Genomic DNA, 21,894 nt, shown 5'->3' with positions numbered 1-21,894 from the left:
TTTATGAAACTGAACCAGATTGCTTCCGCTTTAATGGTATTGAGCCTGTCGCCAATGGCATTGGCTGACTTTACCATTCAGGACATCCGCGTCGAAGGCCTGCAACGCACCGAGCCGAGTACCGTCTTCAACTACCTGCCCGTTAAAGTCGGTGATAATTTCAATGATGCGCGCAGTGAAGAAATCATCAAAAAACTCTACGCAACCGGTTTCTTTGACGACGTACGCGTCGAGACCATGGACAATCAAGTCCTGTTGACCGTAATTGAGCGTCCGACCATCAGCTCGCTCAATATTACCGGCGCGAAAATGCTGCAAAACGACGCCATCAAGAAAAACCTTGAAGCCTTCGGTTTGGCGCAATCCCAATACTTCAACCAAGCAACGCTGAACCAAGCCGTTGCCGGTTTGAAAGAAGAGTATTTGAGCCGCGGCAAACAGTCGGTCAAAATCACTCCGACCGTTACCAAACTCGCCCGCAACCGCGTGTCTATCGATATTGCCATCGAAGAGGGCAAATCTACCAAGATTACCGATATTTCCTTTGAAGGCAACGAAGTTTATTCCGACCGCCGCCTGCTGAAACAAATGTCCCTGAGTGAAGGCGGCATGTGGACTTGGGTGACCAAGAGCAACCAGTTCAATGAGCAAAAATTTGCTCAGGACATGGAAAAAATCACCAATTACTACCAAAACAACGGCTACTTCAACTTCCGTATTTTGGATACCGATATCCAAACCAACGAAGACAAAACCAAGCAGACCATTAAAGTAACCGTCAGCGAAGGCGACCGCTTCCGCTGGGGTAATGTACGCATCGAAGGCGATACGCTGGAAGTGCCGAAAGAAGATTTGGAAAAACTGCTGACCATGAAGCCGGGCAAATGGTACGAGCGTGCGCAAATGTCCAATTCGCTCGAAGCCATCCAAAACCGCATGGGTCAGGCAGGTTACGCATTCAGCGAAATCAATGTCCAACCGATTCCCAATGCCGAAACGCATACCGTTGATTTTGTGCTGACCGTCCAACCGGGCCGCAAAATCTATGTAAACGAAATCAACATTACCGGCAACAACAAAACCCGCGACGAAGTCATCCGCCGCGAGTTGCGCCAAATGGAATCGGCGCCTTACGACTCTGCCAAACTGCAACGTTCTAAAGAGCGCGTTGAATTGTTGGGCTACTTCGACAACGTTCAATTTGATGCCGTTCCTGTGGCCAATACCCCCGACCAAGTTGACCTGAACATGAGCCTGACCGAACGTTCAACCGGCTCGCTCGACTTGAGCGCAGGTTGGGTTCAGGATACCGGTTTGGTAATGTCTGCCGGCGTGGCTCAGGACAACCTGTTCGGTACGGGTAAATCCGTTGCCCTGCGCGCGTCCCGCAGTAAAACCACAGTAAACGGCTCGTTGTCGTTTACCGACCCATACTTCACACCGGACGGCGTAAGCTTGGGTTACGATATTTACGGCAAGACTTACGACCCGCGTAAAGCTTCTTCCAGCGCGAAACAATATAAAACCACGACTTTCGGCGGCGGTTTGCGTATCGGTATTCCGGTTACCGAATATGACCGTGTGAACTTCGGCCTGGCCGCGGAACGCTTGACTGTGAACACCTACAAAGGCGCGCCTAAACGCTATGCCGACTTTATCAACCAATATGGTAAAGGCGACGGCAGCGGCGTGGGTAACTTCAAAGGCTGGTTGTACAAAGGTACCATCGGCTGGGGCCGCAACAAAACTGACAATGCCTTGTGGCCGACCCGCGGTTACCTGACCGGCGTAAACGGTGAAATCGCACTGCCGGGCAGCGACCTGCAATACTACACCCTGACCCACAACCAAACTTGGTTCTTCCCGTTAAGCAAAGATTTCACATTGATGCTGGGTGGCGAAGTCGGCTATGGCAACGGCTACGGCAAAACCAAAACCATGCCGTTCTTTGAAAACTTCTACGGCGGCGGCTTAGGCTCTGTCCGCGGCTTTGAAAGCGGTACGCTGGGCCCGAAAGTCTATGACGAATACGGCGAGAAAATCAGCTACGGCGGTAACAAAAAAGCCAACGTTTCCGCAGAGTTGCTCTTCCCGATGCCGGGCATTAAAGACTCGCGTACCGTCCGTCTGAGCCTGTTTGCCGATGCGGGCAGCGTGTGGGACGACAAAACTTACAACGACAGCAGCAGCAATACTTATTACACCAATGGCGCGCTCCAAAACGTGTACGGCGTAGGCAAAACGCACAAATCGACATTCAAAAACGAATTGCGTTACTCTGCCGGTGCTGCCGTGACCTGGCTCTCTCCGCTGGGTCCGATGAAGTTCAGTTATGCTTATCCGATTAAGAAAAAAGAAGGCGACGAAATCCAACGCTTCCAATTCCAACTCGGTACGACATTCTGATGATGTTTAGGCCATCTGAAACCGGGTTTGTCCGTTTCAGACGGCCTCATGGCAGATTGGCGGCAGGCTTATTGCCAACCGCCCGTCTGTTTTCAAGCAAGGATTTTTATCATGAGTAAAATAGCCGACACCCTCCGTGTCCTCGCCGTAGCCCTGCCGGGTTTCGTGCTTTTGCCGCAAGCGGCGGCGGATGGCGTACAGAAAATCGGTTTTATCAATACCGAGCGCGTTTATCAGGAATCCAAGCAGGCGCAAAACATTCAGACGACTTTGGAAAAAGAGTTCAAAAGCCGTCAAACCGCCTTGCAAAAGCTGCAGCAGGAAGGCGAGGCTTTGGAGCAAAAACTGAGCAGTGACAAGCTCAGCGACAGCCAAAGGGAAGCGGAAACCCAAAAATGGCGCAATCTGGTACAAAAATTCCGCAAGGAGCAGGCCGAGTTGGCTGAAGACTACAACCTGCGCCGCAATGAAGAATTCGCCGCGCTCCAGCAAAATGCCAACCGCGTCATCGTCGATTTGGCCAAACGCGAAGGTTACGACTTCATCTTGCAGGACGTAATTTACGTCAACGGCCGCTACGACATTACCGACAGCGTTATCAAAGCCTTAAACGCACACTGACCCTGCTCGGCAGCGAATGCAACCATACAGACAAACCTAAGGCCGTCTGAAACCCAAACCGGCAACTTTCAGACGGCCTGACATCTTGACGGCAGATTATCATGACTTCACAAGCATACACCCTGTCCCAAATCGTTTCCCAACTCGGCGGTGAATGGAAAGGCGAAGACATCGCCATTACCGCCGTCCGTCCGTTGGATCAGGCGCAGGCGGAACACATCAGCTTTTTGGCCAACCCGAAATACAAAGCCGAAGTACACGACAGCCAGGCAGGCGCAGTGATTGTGTCGCCGAAAGCCGCAGACGAATTTGCAGGCCGCAACTTGATTGTGGCTGCCGACCCTTATCTTTATTTTGCCAAAGTGGCACGATTGTTCTCGCCGATTGTCAAAGCACAGGGCGGCGTACATCCGACCGCCGTTGTCGAGGCAAGCGCCAAAGTGCCGGCAAGCTGCGAAATCGGCGCAAATGCCTATATCGGCGCGAATGCCGTATTGGGCGAAGGCTGCCGTATTTTGGCCAATGCCGTTGTCCAACACGATTGCACGTTGGGCGATGAAGTCGTGCTGCATCCCAACGCCGTCATCTATTACGGCTGCACTTTGGGCAACCGTGTCGAAATCCACAGCGGCGCCGTCATCGGCGCAGACGGTTTCGGCTTGGCCTTTGCCGGCGATTCATGGTTTAAAATTCCGCAAACCGGCGCAGTCACGCTGGGCGATGATGTGGAAATCGGTTCGAACACCAATATCGACCGTGGCGCGATGAGCGACACAACCGTCGGCAACGGCACCAAAATCGACAACCAAGTCCAAATCGGCCACAACTGCAAAATCGGTTCGCACACCGTGATTGCCGCCAAAACCGGTATTTCCGGCAGCGTCACCATCGGCAATTATTGCATTATCGGCGGCGGCGTCGGCACGGTCGGACACATCGAAATCGCCGATAAAACCACCATCGGCGGCGGCACATCCGTTACCCACAGCATTACCGAAAGCGGCCAGCATTTGGCCGGTATTTTCCCGATGTCGGGCTACAAAGACTGGGCGCGCAATGCCGTTTATATCCACCGTTTGAGCGAAATGAACAAACGCCTCAAAACGCTGGAAAAACAGCTTGCCGACAGCGACGAAGCCTAAAGGCGGTGCAAACAGTCCGCGCCCCGCATCCGAATACGTTTAAACCCAATACAAACAAGGAAAGACGAACATCATGGACGTACAACTCCCGATCGAAGCCAAAGACATTCAAAAACTTATCCCACACCGTTATCCGTTTTTGCAACTCGACCGCATTACCGCGTTCGAACCGATGAAAACCCTGACTGCAATTAAAAACGTCACCATGAACGAGCCGCAGTTCCAAGGCCACTTTCCCGACCTGCCCGTGATGCCCGGCGTGCTGATTATCGAAGCCATGGCGCAAGCGTGCGGCACACTCGCCATCCTCAGCGAAGGCGGCCGCAAAGAAAACGAATTCTTCTTCTTTGCCGGTATCGACGACGCCCGTTTCAAACGCCAAGTCATCCCCGGCGACCAACTGGTTTTTGAAGTCGAGCTGTTGACCAACAAACGCGGTATCGGCAAATTCAACGCCGTTGCCAAAGTCGACGGCCAAGTTGCCGTTGAAGCCGTGATTATGTGCGCCAAACGCGTGGTGTAAGAATGGGACAGGCCGTCTGAAAGCTTCAGACGGCATCTTGCAGGCAATACCTGTATCAGACAGCAAGGAAACAGCATGACCCGTATCCATCCGACCGCCGTCATCGACCCTAAAGCCGAACTCGACTCCAGCGTCAAAGTCGGCCCGTACAGCATCATCGGCCCCAATGTGCAAATCGGTGCAAATACTGAAATCGGCCCGCACGCCGTCATCAACGGCCATACGACCATCGGTGAAAACAACCGCATTTTCCAATTTGCCAGCCTCGGCGAAATTCCGCAGGACAAAAAATACCGCGACGAGCCGACCAAGCTGATTATCGGCAACGGCAACACCATCCGCGAATTTACGACGTTCAACCTCGGTACGGTTACCGGCATCGGCGAAACCCGTATCGGCGACGACAACTGGATTATGGCCTACTGCCACCTCGCCCATGACTGCGTGGTCGGCAACCATACCATCTTCGCTAACAACGCCTCACTCGCAGGTCACGTTACCATCGGCGACTACGTCGTCTTGGGCGGCTACACGCTGGTGTTCCAATTCTGCCAAATCGGCGATTACGCCATGACCGCGTTTGCCGCCGGCGTACACAAAGACGTACCGCCGTACTTCATGGCCGCAGGCTACCGCGCCGAACCGGCCGGCCTCAACAGCGAAGGTATGCGCCGCAACGGTTTCACCGCCGAACAGATTGCCTCCGTCAAAGATGCGTATAAAACCATTTACCATCGCGGCATTCCGTTTGAAGAAGCCAAGGCAGACATTCTGAAACGTGCCGAAACCCAAAGCGAATTGGCGGTATTTAAAGACTTTTTTGCACAATCCACACGCGGCATTATCCGTTGATGGATGGATTGAAGGCCGTCTGAAACTTTTTCAGACGGCCTTTGGATTGCAAAAATCCGCGCAGTAGGGCAGGTTTCCTGTCCGTTTGCCGCAGATGCCGTCTGAAAACGGGTGGGCAAATATCTGCCCAAAATCTTTTAGCGTTTAAACCTCAACACATGAACTCCAATCCTTCCCCCCTTATCGCCATCAGCGTCGGCGAAGCTTCCGGCGACTTGCTTGGCGCACATTTAATCCGTGCCATTAAGGCGCGTTGCCCGAATGCGCGGTTTACCGGCATCGGCGGCGAGCGCATGAAGGCGGAGGGTTTCGAAAGTTTGTACGATCAGGAAAAGCTGGCGGTACGCGGTTTTGTTGAGGTCATCAAACGCCTGCCGCAAATTTTAAAAATCCGCAAAGGGCTGGTGAACGATTTAATCCGCCTCAAGCCGGATGTGTTTATCGGCATCGATGCGCCGGACTTTAATCTCGGCGTGGCGGAAAAACTCAAGCAGGCAGGCATTCATACCATTCATTACGTCAGCCCGTCGGTTTGGGCGTGGCGGCGCGAACGGGTCAATAAAATCGTGCATCAGGTCAACCGCGTGTTGTGCCTGTTTCCGATGGAGCCTCAGCTTTATATCGATGCCGGCGGCAAGGCCGAATTTGTCGGCCATCCGATGGCGCAAACCATGCCCGTGGAAGCGGATAGGGCGGCGGCGCGGCAGAAGCTGGGCCTTCCTGCGGATGTACCCGTGTTTGCCATTTTGCCCGGCAGCCGCGTGAGCGAAATCGATTACATGGCGGCGGTGTTTTTTCAGACGGCCTTATTGCTGCTGAAACGTTATCCGCAGGCACAGTTTTTGCTGCCTGTAGCGACGGCCGCAACGCGCAAACGCATTAGCGAAATTTTGGCGCAGCCTGAGTTCGCCGCCCTTCCCATCACGTTGACCGACAAGCAGTCGGATACGGTTTGCACCGCTGCCGACGTGGTATTGGTCACCAGCGGTACGGCGACTTTGGAAGTGGCCTTGTGCAAACGGCCTATGGTCATCAGCTACAAAATTTCGCCGCTGACTTATGCGTATGTGAAAAACAAAATCAAAGTGCCGCATGTCGGTTTGCCCAATATTCTGTTGGGTAAAGCTGCCGTTCCCGAGCTGCTGCAACACGATGCCGTCCCTGAAAAACTGGCGCAGGCCGTGGCAGACTGGTATGACCGCCCTGAAGCCGTGGCCGCGTTGGAACAGGATTTCCACGCCTTGCATCTGCTGTTGAAAAAAGATACGGCGGCATTGGCGGCGGCGGCAGTATTGGAGGAAGCCGGATTTTCAGACGGCCTGAAAGACAAGTAAGGAAAATACATGAATTTATTGGGAGCCTTGGCCAAGGTTGGCAGCCTGACGATGGTGTCGCGCATTTTGGGCTTTGTGCGCGATACGATTATCGCCCGTGCGTTTGGTGCAGGCATGGCGACGGATGCGTTTTTTGTCGCGTTCAAACTGCCCAACCTGTTGCGGCGCGTGTTTGCAGAGGGCGCATTTGCCCAAGCCTTCGTGCCGATTTTGGCGGAATACAAAGAAACCCGCTCTCCTGAAGCCACGCAGGCGTTTGTGCGTCATGTGGCCGGTATGTTGTCGTTTGTGTTGGTCATCGTTACCGCGCTGGGCATCCTCGCTGCGCCGTGGGTGATTTATGTTTCCGCGCCCGGTTTTGCCAAAGATGCTGATAAGTTTCAGCTCTCCATTGACCTGCTGCGGGTAACGTTTCCTTATATTTTATTGATTTCACTATCCTCTTTTGTCGGCTCGATACTCAATTCCTATCATAAATTCGGCATTCCCGCCTTCACACCGACATTTTTGAACATCTCCTTTATCGTCTTTTCCCTGTTTTTCATACCGTATTTTGATCCGCCTGTTATGGCGTTGGCGTGGGCGGTGTTTGTCGGCGGCGTGTTGCAGCTGGTGTTCCAACTGCCTTGGTTGGCGAAATTGGGCTTCTTGAAAATGCCCAAACTCAGCTTTAAAGACGCAGCGGTCAACCGTGTGATGAAACAGATGGGGCCGGCTATTTTGGGCGTGAGCGTGGCGCAGATTTCCTTGGTTATCAACACCATTTTTGCCTCGTTTTTGCAGTCCGGCAGCGTGTCGTGGATGTATTACGCCGATCGACTGATGGAATTGCCGACCGGCGTTTTGGGCGTGGCACTCGGTACGATTTTGTTGCCTACCTTGTCCAAACACGCAGCCAGTCAGGATACCGAGCAGTTTTCCGGTCTACTCGACTGGGGTTTGCGCCTGTGCATGCTGCTGACCCTGCCTGCCGCCGTCGGCCTTGCCGTGTTGTCTTTCCCTCTGGTTACGACCTTGTTCATGTACCGTGAATTTACGCTGCACGACGCGCAAATGACCCAATATGCGCTGATTGCCTATTCCTTCGGCTTGATCGGTCTGATTATGATTAAAGTGTTGGCGCCCGGTTTCTACGCCCGCCAAAACATCAAAACCCCCGTTAAAGTCGCTATTTTCACGCTGATTTGCACGCAGTTGATGAACCTTGCCTTCATTTCGCCGCTCAAACACGTCGGTCTGTCCCTAGCTATCGGTTTGGGCGCGTGTCTGAATGCAGGCTTGCTGTTTTTCCTTTTGCGCAAACACGGCATCTACCGCCCCGGCAAAGGTTGGGCTGCATTTTTGGTCAAAATGGCCATCTCTTTGGTCGTCATGGGTGGCGGTTTGTGGCTGGCGCAATATTATCTGCCGTTTGAATGGGTACACGTCGGCGGCTTTAAAAAAGCAGGCCAACTCTGCGTCCTGATTGCATTAGGCGGTGGCCTCTACTTCGTTTCCCTCGCCGCGCTCGGCTTCCGTCCGCACCATTTCCGCAGGGTGGAAAAATAAGCAGCTGCAGGGCGTATTGCTTGGTTTAAAGACTATTCGCTAAAAAGGCCGTCTGAAAATGTTCCAGACGGCCTTTTCTTATTTTACGTTTTAACTGTAAAGCTTCGCTCCTCTTTTGACGAACTCAATCGCTTTTTCTTCCATACCTTGCTGTTGGGCTTTTTGCTTGTCGGCATAGTCGCGCACTTCCTGCGTGATTTTCATCGAACAGAATTTGGGGCCGCACATCGAGCAGAAGTGGGCGATTTTCGCGCCTTCGGCGGGCAGGGTTTCGTCGTGGAAGCTCTCGGCGCGTTCGGGGTCGAGGCTTAAGCGGAATTGGTCGCGCCAGCGGAATTCGAAACGCGCCTTGCTCAGGGCGTTGTCGCGCAACTGTGCGCCCGGCCAGCCTTTGGCGAGGTCGGCGGCGTGGGCGGCGAGTTTGTAGGTGATGATGCCGGTGCGCACGTCTTCTTTGTCGGGCAGACCCAAATGCTCTTTCGGGGTAACGTAGCAGAGCATGGCTGTGCCATACCAGCCGATATTGGTTGCGCCTATGCCCGAGGTGATGTGGTCGTAGCCGGGGGCGATGTCGGTAACGAGTGGGCCGAGGGTGTAGAAAGGCGCTTCAAAGCAATGTTGCAGCTCTTCGGTCATGTTTTCTTTGACGCGTTGCAACGGCACATGGCCGGGGCCTTCGATCATGACTTGGACGTCGTGTTCCCATGCTTTGGCGGTCAATTCGCCCAAGGTGTGCAGCTCGGCAAATTGGGATTCGTCGTTGGCATCGGCAATGCAGCCGGGGCGCAGGCCGTCGCCGAGGCTGAACGATACGTCGTAGGCTTTCATGATTTCGCAGATTTCGTCGAAATGCGTGTAGAGGAAGTTTTCCTGATGGTGGGCGAGGCACCATTTTGCCATGATAGAGCCGCCGCGCGATACGATGCCGGTGAGGCGTTTGGCCGTCATCGGCACATAACGCAGCAACACGCCTGCGTGCAGGGTGAAATAGTCCACGCCTTGTTCCGCCTGCTCGATTAAGGTGTCGCGCACCAAATCCCAAGTCAAATCTTCGGCGATGCCGCCGGTTTTTTCCAAAGCCTGATAAATAGGTACGGTGCCGATGGGGACGGGCGCGTTGCGGATAATCCATTCGCGCGTTTCGTGGATATGCGCGCCGGTGGACAAATCCATAATCGTGTCCGCGCCCCAACGCAGCGACCACACCATTTTTTCGACTTCTTCGGTCAGGCTGGAAGTGACGGCGGAGTTGCCCAAGTTGCCGTTGATTTTGACGCGGAAGTTGCGACCGATAATCATCGGTTCGAGTTCGGGGTGGTTGATGTTGGCAGGGATAATCGCGCGTCCGGCGGCGATTTCTTGGCGCACGAATTCAGGCGTGATTTGGTCGGGGTGGGTTGGGATATTCGCGCCGAAACTTTGCCCTGCGTGTTGTTTCAAGAGTTTGGCGTATTCAGGCCGTCTGAAAAGCTCATCCAACTTCATGCGTTCGCGTATGGCGACAAACTCCATTTCGGGCGTAATGATGCCTTGTCGGGCGTAGTGAAGCTGGGTTACGTTTCGGCCTGCTTTGGCGCGGCGCGGACGGGTGATTTGGTTGAAACGCAGATGGGCGGTTTTCGGATCGTGCGCGCGTTCGGTGCCGTATTCGCTGGAGAGCTTGGGCAGGATTTCGGTATCGCCGCGTTCGTCCAGCCATGCTGTGCGGACGTGCGGTAAACCCTGTTTCAAGTCGATGTGTGCCGCCGGATTGCCGTATGCGCCGCTGGTGTCGTACACCGGAATCGGCGGATTGGCTTCCGTGCCTTGCGCCGTGTAGGTGTCGTCCTGACGGATTTCGCGCAAAGGCACGCGGATGTCGGCGCGGCTGCCCGGGATATAGACGCGGTCGGAGTTGGGATATTGGAAGCGGATGCCGATGTCTTCGCTCAAGTCGGAAAGACGGCGCGCCTCATCGCCGGTTTTTTTAGCGGTAGTCATAAAAATTGCTCCTGTTTCTCGGTTATGAAATGGAAACAGGAGCATTGCTTTTTTTCAGACGGCCTTGCGGATATCTTCAATCGACCGTCTAAAATCACCTTTGCCGAAACTCCCCACGCAGGTATTATCCTGTTCGGGTGTAAAGGGTATTTCTCAGCCGCTCGGTTTGAAAGCAGCACCCCTGTTTCTTTATTAACGAAAATTAAACCACGCGGCCGGTTTTTTGTAAAGCAACGTTTGGATATTTTCTGTCAAAAACGCTTGACAGCAATTCCGCCTTTCTGTATAGTTACAACTTCTGACGCGGGATGGAGCAGCATGGTAGCTCGTCGGGCTCATAACCCGAAGGTCGTAGGTTCGAATCCTGCTCCCGCAACCAAATATAAAAATCCCCTGCAATCGCAGGGGATTTTACTTTATGCGGCATGTGTTGCGAATTGCGGATGAATTGATGGAAAGGCCGTCTGAACCATTGAGCTTCAGACGGCCTTTTGCTGTCTTGCGGCGGGGTTTGGGTAAAAATACGACAGACTTTTTTCAGACGGCCTCTTCCGATTTGGGCTTGTTGTCGTTGCGCAGGTGTTCTTTGAGGCGCTGCAACTCTTTTTTGTCCAACCATTTATTGCGCGAACGTTGCAACAGGATTACCAATGCGGCGATTTCGTTACGCATATTGGTGCTGAGCCAGAGGAAGCCTTGCCAGTCGTAATGCAGGCGGGCGGCCGGTTTGCTTAGTTCGGCATTGAGCGAAGTATCGATGCGGATGCGGCGGGCGTAGTGGCCTTTGATGAGGCGGACGGTCAGGCGCAGTTCGCGTTGGAGCTGGTTGAAGTGGCGGTCGAGCAGGCGGATTTCGCTTTCGTTGAGCGTGGGCGCACGCAGTTTGGCGGCGGTGGTCAGGAGCAGCTCGGTGGTGTTGACGATTTTGCGGTGGGCATGCTGCATGGCTTCCATCATATTGTTGCTGATGTGGCTTTCGCCGGATGTGGCGGCCAGATGGCTGCGGCTTTTGACCATGCGGGCGTTGATTTGGCGCATTTTAATCATGTTTTGTTCCAAACGCTTGCGCGTCATGCGCTTGCCGTTGCTGATTTCGGCAATCATTTTGGCGCAGTCGGTGAGGTTGTCGGCAAGCATGAAGCGCCACATGAGTGTGGAGCGCAGGGGCAGGAGTTTGGCGGCGGCAATAGCGATGGCGGCACCAATCAAAACGTTCATGGCGCGCATCAGGCCGCTGTCGAGCCAGTGGTGGCTGCTGTCGCCGATGAGCATGCACATGGTCAAACCGGCAAGCATGGCGACATAGCCGTTTTTGCCGACCGCAGACCAACCGGCCACTGCGCTGGCGGCACCGATAATCAGATAGAAGAAAACGCCGTCTTGCAAATAATGCTGGTTCAACCATAAAACGGCCAAGCCGACGCCCAAACCGATGGCCGTGCCGAGCATGCGTTCGACTGCTTTGGAGTAAATCGCGCCTTGGAATTGCAGCATGCCGAGGACGACAAAGACGGTCATGCCGATCCACTCGCCGTGTTGCAGATGGAAGACTTTGGCCAAGAGGGTGGAAAACACGATCGCCAAGCCGAGGCGGAAGGCGTGGATATGGCGGCGATAGCGGTAGCGTTCGTAGGCGTTGAGCCAGCGTTCGGAAAAATGGAGGCGTTCGGATTGGGCAGGCATGTTGTAAGACGTATGGGTATGTGGGGATGTAAATTATAACTGATTGGTAAAGCAGATGAAATTTGAACTGCTTCCCAACGGTTTGAACTATTGCAGAATTTCTCTGCCGCAAGCGGATATAATGGCGGCTTTGAATCAGACAGGCGGTGAAGAAATGGCGACGGTTTTAAGCGCAGGCGTGGACGAAGCGGGGCGCGGCCCTTTGGTCGGCAGCGTATTTGCGGCGGCAGTGATTTTGCCGGAACATTTTGATTTGCCGGGTTTGACTGACTCAAAAAAACTGAGCGAAAAAAAGCGCGATATGTTGGCGCAGATGATTAAGGAGCAGGCGGTTGCGTGGAGTATTGCCTTTGCCGACCCCGACGAAATCTTGAGACTGAACATCCTGCACGCAACCATGGCCGCGATGAAGCGCGCCATCGAGGGGCTGTCGGTCATACCCGACAAAGTGTGGATAGACGGCAACCGCGTGCCGAAAGATTTGAATGTCCCTGCCGAAGCCGTAGTCAAAGGCGACAGCAAAATCATCGAAATTTCCGCCGCTTCGGTTTTGGCCAAAACCGCGCGTGATGCGGAAATGTATGAATTGGCGAAACGCTATCCGCAATACGGGTTTGACCGCCACAAAGGCTACGGCACGGCGCAACATTTGGCCGCCTTGAAACAATACGGCGTCTTGCCGGAACACCGCCGCGATTTCGCACCGGTCAAAACCTTATTGGCACAAGGCAATCTGTTTGAAGAATGAAAGCACATCAAAAGGCCGTCTGAAAGATTTCAGACGGCCTTATTTTTGGAAAAGTATTATTTCAACGCAGCCAAACACTCTTTAATCAATTCGGGGCCGCGATAAATCAAACCGCTGTACACCTGAACCGCACTGGCGCCCAAGCGGATTTTTTCTGCCGCGTCCGCGCCGTTCATGATGCCGCCGACGCCGATAATCGGCAGTTTGCCGTCAATGCGTTCTGCCAAAAGTTTCAACACCTGATTGCTTTTCTCGCGCACGGGCAAGCCGCTCAAGCCGCCTTGTTCGCCTGCGAGCGGATGGCTGCCCAAGCTTGATTTGTCAATGGTTGTATTAGTGGCGATGATACCGTCCATTTCCACGGATTTGACCACATGGGCGATGTCGTCGATTTGCGCTTCGTCTAAATCCGGCGCGATTTTGACCGCCAGCGGCACATATTTGCCATGCGCGGCCGCCAGTTGCGCCTGTTTGTTTTTCAAGGCTTCCAACAATGCGCTCAATTCGTCGCCGCCCTGCAAGGCGCGCAGGTTTTTCGTATTGGGGGAGGAAATATTGACCGTGATGTAGCTCGCGTGGGCGTAGGCTTTTTCCAGGCAAATCAGATAATCGTCGGCCGCGTTTTCAATCGGCGTAACGGCATTTTTACCGATGTTGATGCCCAAAATGCCGTTAAATCGGCTGTTTTCAATGTTGCGGATCATCGCATCGATGCCGTGGTTGTTGAAACCCATGCGGTTGATGATGCCTTGGTGTTCGGGAACGCGGAAAAGGCGCGGCTGCGGATTGCCCGGTTGCGGCTTGGGCGTTACCGTGCCGATTTCGACAAAGCCGAAGCCCAAAGCGGCAAACGCATCGATGCACTCACCGTTTTTGTCCAAACCCGCCGCCAAGCCCACCGGATTGGGCAGCTGCAAACCCATCAGCTCGGTTGGCCGGGTGTGGCTGTCCACCTTGGACAGCAGACCGAGTTTTTCGGCGGTACGCAAACTGTTGAGCGTGAAATGATGGGCCTTTTCAGCATCGAAACGGAACAGGATGGGGCGGACGAGTGAATACATGGCGGCGGCTTTCTGAACGGTTGATGAATTTGGCGTTATTTTACCTGAAACCGTCAAACTGCCCCAAACGTCTGTATCGATATGATTTTATGGTTTGGCGGCAAATGAAAATAAATAGGGCTTTTGCGTGTATTCGGATAGTTTATTAAAATGGCAAAAGAGAGGTTTTTCAGACGGACTGATGGATGTATCAAAAGGCCGTCTGAAAAGTTTCCGGTTCGATTGTTTACCTGAAAAGGAATATTTTTATGAAACAGGCGGTTGATCCTTATGCGAGTTTCCGTGAGCTGACGTTGCGGGGGATGATACTCGGCGCGTTGATTACGGTGATTTTTACGGCATCCAATGTGTATTTGGGCTTGAAGGTGGGTTTGACTTTTGCGTCTTCGATTCCGGCTGCGGTGATTTCGATGGCGGTTTTGAAGTTTTTTAAAGGCAGCAATATTCTGGAAAATAATATGGTGCAGACTCAGGCTTCGGCCGCGGGTACGCTCTCCAGTATTATTTTTATTTTGCCGGGTTTGCTGATGGCCGGTTATTGGGCGGGCTTTCCGTTTTGGCAGACAACGCTGCTGTGTATGTCCGGCGGTATTTTGGGCGTGATTTTCACTGTGCCTTTGCGTTATGCGATGGTGGTGAAGAGCGATTTGCCTTATCCGGAAGGCGTGGCGGCGGCCGAGATTTTGAAGGTCGGCGACCATGATGCGGACAAACAGGAAGGCGGCAGCGGTATCAAGGAGTTGATGTCGGGCGGCGCTCTGGCCGGTTTGATGAGCTTCTGCGCAAGCGGTTTGCGCGTGGTGGCGGACAGCGCGAGTTTTTGGTTTAAAGGCGGCGCATCGGTGTTTCAAGTGCCGATGGGTTTTTCGCTGGCTTTGCTGGGTGCGGGCTATTTGGTCGGACTGACCGGCGGTATCGCGATTTTGCTGGGTATTTCGATTGCCTGGGGCGTGGCCGTGCCTTATCTGTCGGCGCATATTCCGCAACCTGCCGATATGGAGATGATTCCTTTTGCGATGTCTTTGTGGAAGGAAAAAGTCCGTTTTATCGGCGCGGGTACGATCGGTATCGCGGCTATTTGGACGCTGTTGACTTTAATGAAACCGATGGTCGAGGGCATGCGCCTGTCTTTCCGCAATTTCGGCGGCGCGCAGATGACCGAGCGCACGGAACAGGATTTGTCGCCTAAGGCGATGATTGCCTGGGTGTTGGCGATGATGCTGGTGTTGGGCGTGTCTTTCTTCCACTTTATCGGCGACTCGCATATTTCCGGCGGTTTGGCTTGGCTGTTGGTGGTCGTATGTACGCTGCTGGCTTCGATTATCGGCTTTTTGGTGGCGGCGGCCTGCGGTTATATGGCCGGTTTGGTCGGTTCGTCTTCCAGCCCGATTTCGGGTGTGGGCATCGTCTCTATCGTCATTATTTCGCTGGTGTTGCTGTTGGTCGGTGAATCTGGCGGCTTGATGGCTGATGAGGCAAACCGCAAATTCCTGCTGGCGTTGACGCTGTTTTGCGGCGCGTCTGTGATTTGTGTGGCTTCGATTTCCAATGACAACCTGCAGGATTTGAAAACGGGTTATCTGGTAAAGGCAACGCCTTGGAAACAGCAGGTTGCGCTGATTGTCGGCTGCGTTGTCGGTGCATTGGTGATTTCGCCTGTGTTGGAGCTTTTGTATGAAGCCTACGGCTTTACCGGCGCGATGCCGCGTGAAGGCATGGATGCGGCTCAAGCCCTTGCCGCGCCTCAGGCAACTTTGATGACCACCATCGCCCAAGGTATTTTCTCGCACAATCTGCAATGGGATTATATTTTCACCGGCGTGGGCATTGGCGTGGCGTTGATTGCGGTCGATTTCACATTGCGCAAATCTTCCGGCGGCAAGCGCGCTTTGCCGGTATTGGCCGTGGGCATGGGCATTTACCTGCCGCCGTCTGTGAATATGCCGATTGTAATCGGCGCGGTATTGGCGGCGGTGTTGAAATCCGTTATCGCCCGCCGTCAGGAAAACCGTGAAGGCCGTCTGAAAAATGCGGAACGTATCGGTACGCTGTTCTCCGCCGGTTTGATTGTAGGCGAGAGCCTGATCGGTGTGATTATGGCGTTTATCATCGCCTTCTCCGTAACCAACGGCGGTTCGGATGCACCTTTGGCCCTGAACCTGGAAAACTGGGATACGGCCGCCAAATGGCTGGGCTTGGCGTTTTTTGTCTTCGGTATGTTCGTGTTTGCACGCCGCGTGTTGAAAGCAGGACGTTAAGTTTGTAGGTTGAGAAAAGGCCGTCTGAGACCCAAAACATTGGGGTTTCAGACGGCCTTTTCAGTGGAAATTTGTTTGGAATGATTTTAGAAAGTTTGGGTATAATTGTTGCGGGGCTAGGTAGTGAAACAGCCCCATGGCAGTGGGGCTGTTTTATTTGAACCTCCCTAGAAAGGAGAGTTTCAACATGAAACGAACCAAGCCGAAAGGTCGTTCATGGCTGAGACTGCGGACAGTCGTTAGGATTATCTTAACCCTGTTCCTGCTCTTAGTCAATTAAACGGCTGAAAACAAAAAACTGTTTTTCAGTTTCCGCCTGTTTGTCATGAACGGGCGGTTTTTTATTGTTTAACGCTGGTTCAAACAATCTGCAATCGCTTTAGCAATTTTGGCACTGGCGCCTTGGTGTTGCGAAATGAATTGATCGGTGTGGCTGATCAGCTGTTGGCGCAGCGTTTCGTCGTCGAGGTATTGGCGCGTGGTTCTGTACCAGGCTTCGGCGGTTTCGACGCTGACGGCGGCTTTGGCTTCGACTGCACCTTTGCAGGCTTGGGCGAAGTTGTAGTTGGAGTAGCCGAAGAGGGTGGGGACGCGGCAGGCGATGGGTTCGATGATGTTTTGGCAGCCTGCATCGACGAGGCTGCCGCCGACGAAGGCAATGTCTGCGCTGAGGTAGTAGGCGGCAAGCTCGCCCATGCTGTCGCCTATCCAAACCTGTGTATCGGGGGAAACGGGTTGTCCGTCGCTGCGTTTTTGGACGGTATAACCAAGCGATTTGGCGGTATCGTAGGCCGTCTGAAAATTTTCAGGGTGGCGCGGGACGATGACCAGCAAGGCATTGCCGCGGTAGCCCTGCCATGCTTTGAGGAGCAGCTCGGCTTCGTCTGTGCCTTTGTACACGCGCGTGCTGGCGCAGACGACGACGGCTCGTGCGCCGATGCGTTCTTTAAAGGCGGCGGCAAGCGGACGCAGGTCGTCGGGGGGCGTGATGTCGTATTTGGTGTTGCCGCAGACGTGGACGTTGGATGCGCCGATGAGGTGCAGGCGTTCGGCATCGGCGGCGGTTTGGGCAAAGCAGCCGGAGAGGGTTTGCATGGCAGGCTCGACCAGCTTGCGGATTTTAAGATAGCCACGTTGGGATTTTTCGGAGAGGCGCGCGTTGGCTAAAAAGAGGGGAATGCCTGCTTCTTTGCAGCCGTGCATCAGGTTGGGCCAGATTTCGGTTTCCATCAAAATGCCGCAGATGGGGCGGTGTTCGGCTAAAAATCGGGCGACCCATTCGGATTTGTCGTAGGGCAGGTAACGGCATTGCGCATCGGGGAACAGGGATTGCGCGGTGGCGCGGCCGGTCGGCGTCATTTGGGTAATCAGAAACGGCGAGTCGGGAAAATGGCGGCGCAATGCCTGCACCAAAGGCTCGGCCGCACGCGTTTCGCCGACCGATACGGCGTGTATCCAAATCGGGCGTTGCACGGGATTGGGATACGCCTGCCCGAAACGCTCGTCCCAATGCTCGAGATAGGCTGGGGATTTGAGGGCGCGTCGGCGCAGGTGGCGGCGGATCAGGAAGGGGGCGAGGTGCCACAGCGTGGCGTAAAGGCGGCGTATCATGCTTACGGGTCTTGTGTCGGAATAGGCCTATTTTATCGGAAACTGAAACGGAAGATATAGCTTTAATGCGGGTTTTACGCAAAGGAAATAGGCCGTCTGAAAGGTTTCGGACGGCCTTTGGTTCAGACGTAAACGCTTTTACTTCACTTGCGCCATGTATTTTTTCAGACGGCCTTTGCTTTGCATGGCGCGGTTTTCCATTTCATCGACAACGGCTTGCGCTTTGGCTTTGTTCACCGGTTTGCCGACCTGAATCACACCGCTCATGTTCATCATGCGGTGCGGCGGGCAGGTATAGACGTATACGCCTTCTTTATCGAGTTTGAGGGTGAAGTCTTTACCGTCTTCAGAGAGGAAGTCGGCAACGCCCTCGGGCAGGGCTTTGCTTTGCACCCAGTGGCCGCTGTTGGTGGCTTTGAAGGTTACGGTGTCGCCGACTTTGGCGTTGACGTAGCCGGGTTCGAACACCATACTGCCGTCTTTGCCGTTGTCGAGCATTTTGACTTCGTGGTTGGCGGCGTATGCGCTAAGGGACGCGGTCAGCATCAGGAGGAAAAGGGATTTTTTCATGGGGGAGTCCTTTCTAAGGATAAAAATATGGGTCGGGCTGATGAGTCGGAGAGGCAAGCCTTGGGCTTACCGCCCTCTCCCTAACCCTCTCCCACGGGAGAGGGGATGAGTTGCAGGGAGTTCGCAGGCCGGATGCTCAATCCGACATTTCAGGAGCGGTTAGGTTACGCACTCTGCCGCATCGGGCGGATAACGGGCAGACCCTTGCTGTCGTATAAGAGTTCGATATCCACTTTATACAGTCTGCCGATCATGTCCGCCTGCAACACGTCCTGCGGCGCGCCCTGCGCCTGTACTTTGCCTTCTCCGAGCAGAATCACGCCGTCTGAAAACTGCGCGGCGAGGCTCAAATCGTGCAAGACCATCAGCGTAACCAGATTGTGTTCGTGCGTGTATTGCACCACACGCTCCAAGAGGTTCAACTGGTGGTGCATATCCAGCGCGCTGACCGGTTCGTCCAGCATCAGGATTTCGGGGCGGCGCAGCATGACTTGGGCAAACATGACGAGCTGCCGCTGTCCGCCGGAAAGCCGCATGACGTCGCGGTGCGCCAGATGGCCGATGCCCAGTTCCGCCATGATACTTGCGGCTTCGTGCAGCAGTTCGTCGCCGACGTGCATGTGCAGCGCGTCCATGCGGCCGAGCAACACGACTTCCAGCGCGGTCAGCGAGGCTTCGGCGGCGGTGTCCTGCGGCATATAGCCTATGCGTTTGCGCCAGCTTTGCAGGTGGATTTTGCTCAACGCTTCGTCGCCGTAGCGGATGGTGCCTTTGTGCGCCACTTCGCCGAAAATCGTTTTCATCAGCGAGGATTTGCCCGTACCGTTCGGGCCGAGCACGGAATAGACTTTGCCTTGTTCCAGCGTCAAATCGATACTGTCGGCGACCACATAATCGCCGCGCCGGATGTGTACGTTTTCAAGTTTCAACATTTCAGACGGCCTATCGTTTCGTTAATACAATCCAGAAGAAGAACGGCACGCCGACAAACGACGTAACAATCCCCACCGGAAACAGCGCGCCGGGGATAATCACCTTGGACAACACGCTCGCGACCGATAAAAACGCCGCCCCCGCCAGCATCGCGCCGGGCAGGAAAAAACGTTGGTCTTCGCCCAAAAGAATCCGCGCCACATGCGGCGCAACCAGTCCGATAAAGCCGATGACGCCGACGAAACTGATGGCCGTCGCCGTCATCACCGCCACCAACACCAGTGTTTTCAGGCGCAAAAGTTGCAGATTGATGCCCAGCCCGACGGCGCGTTCTTCGCCCAAGCGCAGCGCGGTCAGCTTCCACACGTCGCGCGAAAGCAGAAACACGCATACCGCCGTAACCGCCGCCGTAACGATGACCGTCTCCCAAGTTGCCTTGGTCAAACTGCCGAACAGCCAAAATAGAATCTGCTGCGAAATCTCAGGCGCGGCGATAAACTGAATCAGCGACAGAATCGACTGAAACAGAAACAACAGCGCAATCCCCACCAACACCAGCATCGCCGAGTTGAAGCGGCGCGCCGAGGCAAACAGAAACAAGATGCCCGAAGCCAGCATGGTCATCACAAACGCGCCGATGGGGACGGCGACCGTTTCAGGCAGTCCGAAACCGCCGAACGCAATCACCACCGACGCGCCCAAACCTGCCGCCGCCGCCAAGCCCAGTGTATAAGGGCTGGCCATCGGATTGTTCAAGAGCGTCTGAATCTCCGCACCGCCGACACCCAAAGCCGCACCGACCACCAGCGCCATCACCGCGATCGGCAGGCGCAAATCCATCACAATCAGGCGGTTCATTTCATCGACTTCGGGTTTGCCCAGCAAAACATTGACCACTTCGCCGACCGGCAGCGTGTCCGTCATCGCCGGGCCGGTGGCGATGTCGAATAAAAAACTGACCGCCGCGATGATTAAAAACATCAACACAATCAACCAACGCTTGCCTTCCAACTTGCGCTGGTTTTTCACAATCTCGGCGACAACCGAATCATTCATGTTTCAAACCTTTAAAAAAGAGTGTTGTGAAAAGGGAGAACGGGTTTGCCTTTTTCTTCCGCAAAAATTTCAGACGGCCTTCCGATTTAAAAGGCCGTCTGAAAATCTAAACTACCTTATTGTCCTTTCGGATAGAGGTAGAACGTACCGTTTGGTACAACAGGCAGGTTTTGGCGGTAGAAGTCCAGATAGGTTTTCTCAGGGTTGAAATCCTTAAACAACTGCGGATAAATCGCTTTGGCCATAAACTGAATCGACGCGCTGTCGGACAGCGTGCGCGAGTTGGCGTGGTAGGCGGCGTAGAGGCGGTTGTTTTTAATCGCAGGCAGGTTGGCCCAGCCGGCGCGTTTGGCAAAGCCTGCCAAGCGTTTTTCCGCTTCCGCTTTTGGAATGCCCCAGCCCATCACCATGGCGGCAGGGTTTTTCTTCAATTCGGTTTCGCGGCCGGTAATCACGATCACGTCGGGTTTGGCAGCGAGGACTTTTTCAGGATTGATCGGGCCGTAGAATTCGACCGAAGAAGCGGCGATATTGTTGCCGCCGACCAGTGTCGCCATCGAACCCCACATGCTCTTGCCGAAGGTTACGCTGTGTTCGGCAGGGCCTTTGTTGCCGAACTCGACATAGACTTTAGGCTTGGGCAGGTTGGCTTTTTGCACGCGCGCTTGGATGGTGTCGGCAACGCGTTTGTAGTCTGCCGCCAGTTTGTCGGCTTTTTGCTGCTGGCCGGTCAATGTGCCGATGAGTTTGGTCGATTGAACGTGTTTGGCCACTGTTTGCGCGTTGTAGTCCAACACGACGATGGGGATGCCGGCTTTGTTGATGCGGTCGAGATCGGAACCCAGAGCCTTGTATTGCCATTCGGCCAAAACCAGCAAATCGGGTTTCAACGCCAATACTTTCTCAATCGAGAATGTGCCGACTTCCACTTCGCCCACGTCGGCAAGCTGGTTCAACTTAGGCACGGCTTTGCTGAAGGCCGCCCAGCTTGGCGGCGCCCAGTCGGCCCAAACCGCTTTGGAAAAACCGACGACGTTGTCCAGCGCGGTTTTGCCGCCGATGGCCATGTAGTCTTGGTAGTAGAAGCCCAAAACCACGCGTTTGGCAGGCAGGTCGACGGTTACCTTACGGCCGACGGTATCGGTCAGCTGAACGGGTTTGGCAAAAGCGGATACGGAGCCGACTGATAAAGCTGCGACGGCAATCAAAGCAGAAAGTTGCGTAAATCTCATGAATCATTCCTTTAAAATATGATGATAATTACTATCTTTTTATAAATTTACAAGGTATTGAATCTTTTTTCAAGTGAATGTAGGGATAGACATATTTCGAAATAAAAAGTTTCATCATTAAAACGAAGGGATAGTGTTTATATAGGGATTGGGTATGCTGAAGAATTAGTGAAAAGGAATGATATGGTGTGTCTAAAGCCATAGTGGGCAGTAGCAGGAAGGGATAGGTAAAGGGTTTTTTATTGCAAAAATAAAAGGTATCCGGTTGAATACAGCAGGCCGTCTGAAACCTTGCAATCGGGGTTCAGACGGCCTTTGGTGTGGGCATAAAAGTTT

Annotated in this window: 17 protein-coding genes, 1 tRNA gene and 1 riboswitch; of the genes, 10 read left to right on the top strand and 8 right to left on the bottom strand. The window is 54.0% G+C overall.

Translation table 11 applies throughout. The annotated features are described in order from the left end of the window. Nucleotides 1-3: 3 nt before the first annotated feature. From bamA to murJ, 7 genes are all read left to right on the top strand, one after another. Nucleotides 4-2,406 carry an outer membrane protein assembly factor BamA gene (gene bamA / locus RRV97_RS08975; RefSeq protein WP_315611326.1) on the top strand — a complete coding sequence of 801 codons (2,403 nt, stop codon included), beginning with the start codon at nt 4-6 and terminating at the stop codon, nt 2,404-2,406. A 111-nt stretch (nt 2,407-2,517) separates the two neighbouring features. Beyond that, complete coding sequence (locus RRV97_RS08970) at nt 2,518-3,027, top strand: OmpH family outer membrane protein (protein WP_315611325.1); 510 nt, start codon at nt 2,518-2,520, stop codon at nt 3,025-3,027. A gap of 101 nt (nt 3,028-3,128) precedes the next feature. After that, on the top strand, nt 3,129-4,169 hold the full coding sequence (lpxD, locus tag RRV97_RS08965; protein ID WP_070649350.1) for a UDP-3-O-(3-hydroxymyristoyl)glucosamine N-acyltransferase: 1,041 nt from the start codon (nt 3,129-3,131) through the stop codon (nt 4,167-4,169). Nucleotides 4,170-4,242: 73 nt separating this feature from the next. Then, on the top strand, nt 4,243-4,692 hold the full coding sequence (gene fabZ / locus RRV97_RS08960) for a 3-hydroxyacyl-ACP dehydratase FabZ (RefSeq protein WP_003681704.1): 450 nt from the start codon (nt 4,243-4,245) through the stop codon (nt 4,690-4,692). Between the two features lie 75 nt (nt 4,693-4,767). Further along, complete coding sequence (lpxA, locus tag RRV97_RS08955; protein WP_315611324.1) at nt 4,768-5,544, top strand: acyl-ACP--UDP-N-acetylglucosamine O-acyltransferase; 777 nt, start codon at nt 4,768-4,770, stop codon at nt 5,542-5,544. 158 nt (nt 5,545-5,702) lie between these two features. Further along, complete coding sequence (gene lpxB, locus RRV97_RS08950) at nt 5,703-6,878, top strand: lipid-A-disaccharide synthase (protein WP_315611323.1); 1,176 nt, start codon at nt 5,703-5,705, stop codon at nt 6,876-6,878. Between the two features lie 9 nt (nt 6,879-6,887). Then, nucleotides 6,888-8,426: a murein biosynthesis integral membrane protein MurJ gene (gene murJ / locus RRV97_RS08945; RefSeq protein WP_049349283.1), complete on the top strand. Its 1,539-nt coding sequence runs from the start codon at nt 6,888-6,890 to the stop codon at nt 8,424-8,426. Nucleotides 8,427-8,516: 90 nt separating this feature from the next. Here the strand turns inward: murJ and thiC are convergent, their stop codons facing one another. After that, a complete protein-coding gene (gene thiC / locus RRV97_RS08940; RefSeq protein ID WP_315611322.1) occupies nt 8,517-10,406 on the bottom strand; it encodes a phosphomethylpyrimidine synthase ThiC in 1,890 nt (629 codons plus the stop codon). Nucleotides 10,407-10,499: 93 nt separating this feature from the next. Further along, a riboswitch (TPP riboswitch) is annotated at nt 10,500-10,599 on the bottom strand. Nucleotides 10,600-10,708: 109 nt separating this feature from the next. Here thiC and RRV97_RS08935 point away from each other — a divergent pair. Continuing rightward, nucleotides 10,709-10,785 (top strand) — tRNA-Met (locus RRV97_RS08935). 158 nt (nt 10,786-10,943) lie between these two features. On the opposite strand, the gene RRV97_RS08930 is transcribed toward RRV97_RS08935, so the two are convergent. After that, on the bottom strand, nt 10,944-12,089 hold the full coding sequence (locus RRV97_RS08930) for an FUSC family protein (protein ID WP_070837173.1): 1,146 nt from the start codon (nt 12,087-12,089) through the stop codon (nt 10,944-10,946). Between the two features lie 154 nt (nt 12,090-12,243). Between RRV97_RS08930 and rnhB the strand changes: the two genes are divergently transcribed. Then, nucleotides 12,244-12,837 carry a ribonuclease HII gene (gene rnhB / locus RRV97_RS08925; RefSeq protein ID WP_314591617.1) on the top strand — a complete coding sequence of 198 codons (594 nt, stop codon included), beginning with the start codon at nt 12,244-12,246 and terminating at the stop codon, nt 12,835-12,837. Between the two features lie 56 nt (nt 12,838-12,893). On the opposite strand, the gene RRV97_RS08920 is transcribed toward rnhB, so the two are convergent. Continuing rightward, a complete protein-coding gene (locus tag RRV97_RS08920) occupies nt 12,894-13,898 on the bottom strand; it encodes a quinone-dependent dihydroorotate dehydrogenase (RefSeq protein ID WP_315611321.1) in 1,005 nt (334 codons plus the stop codon). A gap of 248 nt (nt 13,899-14,146) precedes the next feature. Here RRV97_RS08920 and RRV97_RS08915 point away from each other — a divergent pair, with 248 nt between their 5' ends. Then, the gene (locus RRV97_RS08915; protein ID WP_254343229.1) at nt 14,147-16,156 is read left to right on the top strand and encodes an OPT family oligopeptide transporter; all 2,010 of its coding nucleotides are present in this window, start codon (nt 14,147-14,149) and stop codon (nt 16,154-16,156) included. A 348-nt stretch (nt 16,157-16,504) separates the two neighbouring features. On the opposite strand, the gene waaA is transcribed toward RRV97_RS08915, so the two are convergent. The 5 genes from waaA to RRV97_RS08890 form a co-directional block, all read right to left on the bottom strand. Beyond that, nucleotides 16,505-17,767 (bottom strand): lipid IV(A) 3-deoxy-D-manno-octulosonic acid transferase, encoded by a 1,263-nt coding sequence (waaA, locus tag RRV97_RS08910; RefSeq protein ID WP_315611320.1) that lies wholly within the window; start codon nt 17,765-17,767, stop codon nt 16,505-16,507. A 138-nt stretch (nt 17,768-17,905) separates the two neighbouring features. Then, on the bottom strand, nt 17,906-18,337 hold the full coding sequence (locus tag RRV97_RS08905; RefSeq protein WP_070848976.1) for a plastocyanin/azurin family copper-binding protein: 432 nt from the start codon (nt 18,335-18,337) through the stop codon (nt 17,906-17,908). Nucleotides 18,338-18,501: 164 nt separating this feature from the next. Beyond that, the gene (locus tag RRV97_RS08900; RefSeq protein WP_036492254.1) at nt 18,502-19,269 is read right to left on the bottom strand and encodes an ABC transporter ATP-binding protein; all 768 of its coding nucleotides are present in this window, start codon (nt 19,267-19,269) and stop codon (nt 18,502-18,504) included. 10 nt (nt 19,270-19,279) lie between these two features. After that, nucleotides 19,280-20,326 (bottom strand): FecCD family ABC transporter permease, encoded by a 1,047-nt coding sequence (locus RRV97_RS08895; protein ID WP_254343220.1) that lies wholly within the window; start codon nt 20,324-20,326, stop codon nt 19,280-19,282. 116 nt (nt 20,327-20,442) lie between these two features. After that, on the bottom strand, nt 20,443-21,558 hold the full coding sequence (locus tag RRV97_RS08890; protein WP_315611319.1) for an ABC transporter substrate-binding protein: 1,116 nt from the start codon (nt 21,556-21,558) through the stop codon (nt 20,443-20,445). Nucleotides 21,559-21,894: the final 336 nt, after the last annotated feature.

Origin of the sequence: Neisseria sp. DTU_2021_1001991_1_SI_NGA_ILE_055, assembly GCF_032342915.1 — a bacterium.
Classification (GTDB): Bacteria; Pseudomonadota; Gammaproteobacteria; order Burkholderiales; family Neisseriaceae; genus Neisseria.
The sequence above is the reverse complement of the archived record's forward strand: the minus strand, read 5'-3'. Positions and strand labels throughout refer to the sequence as shown.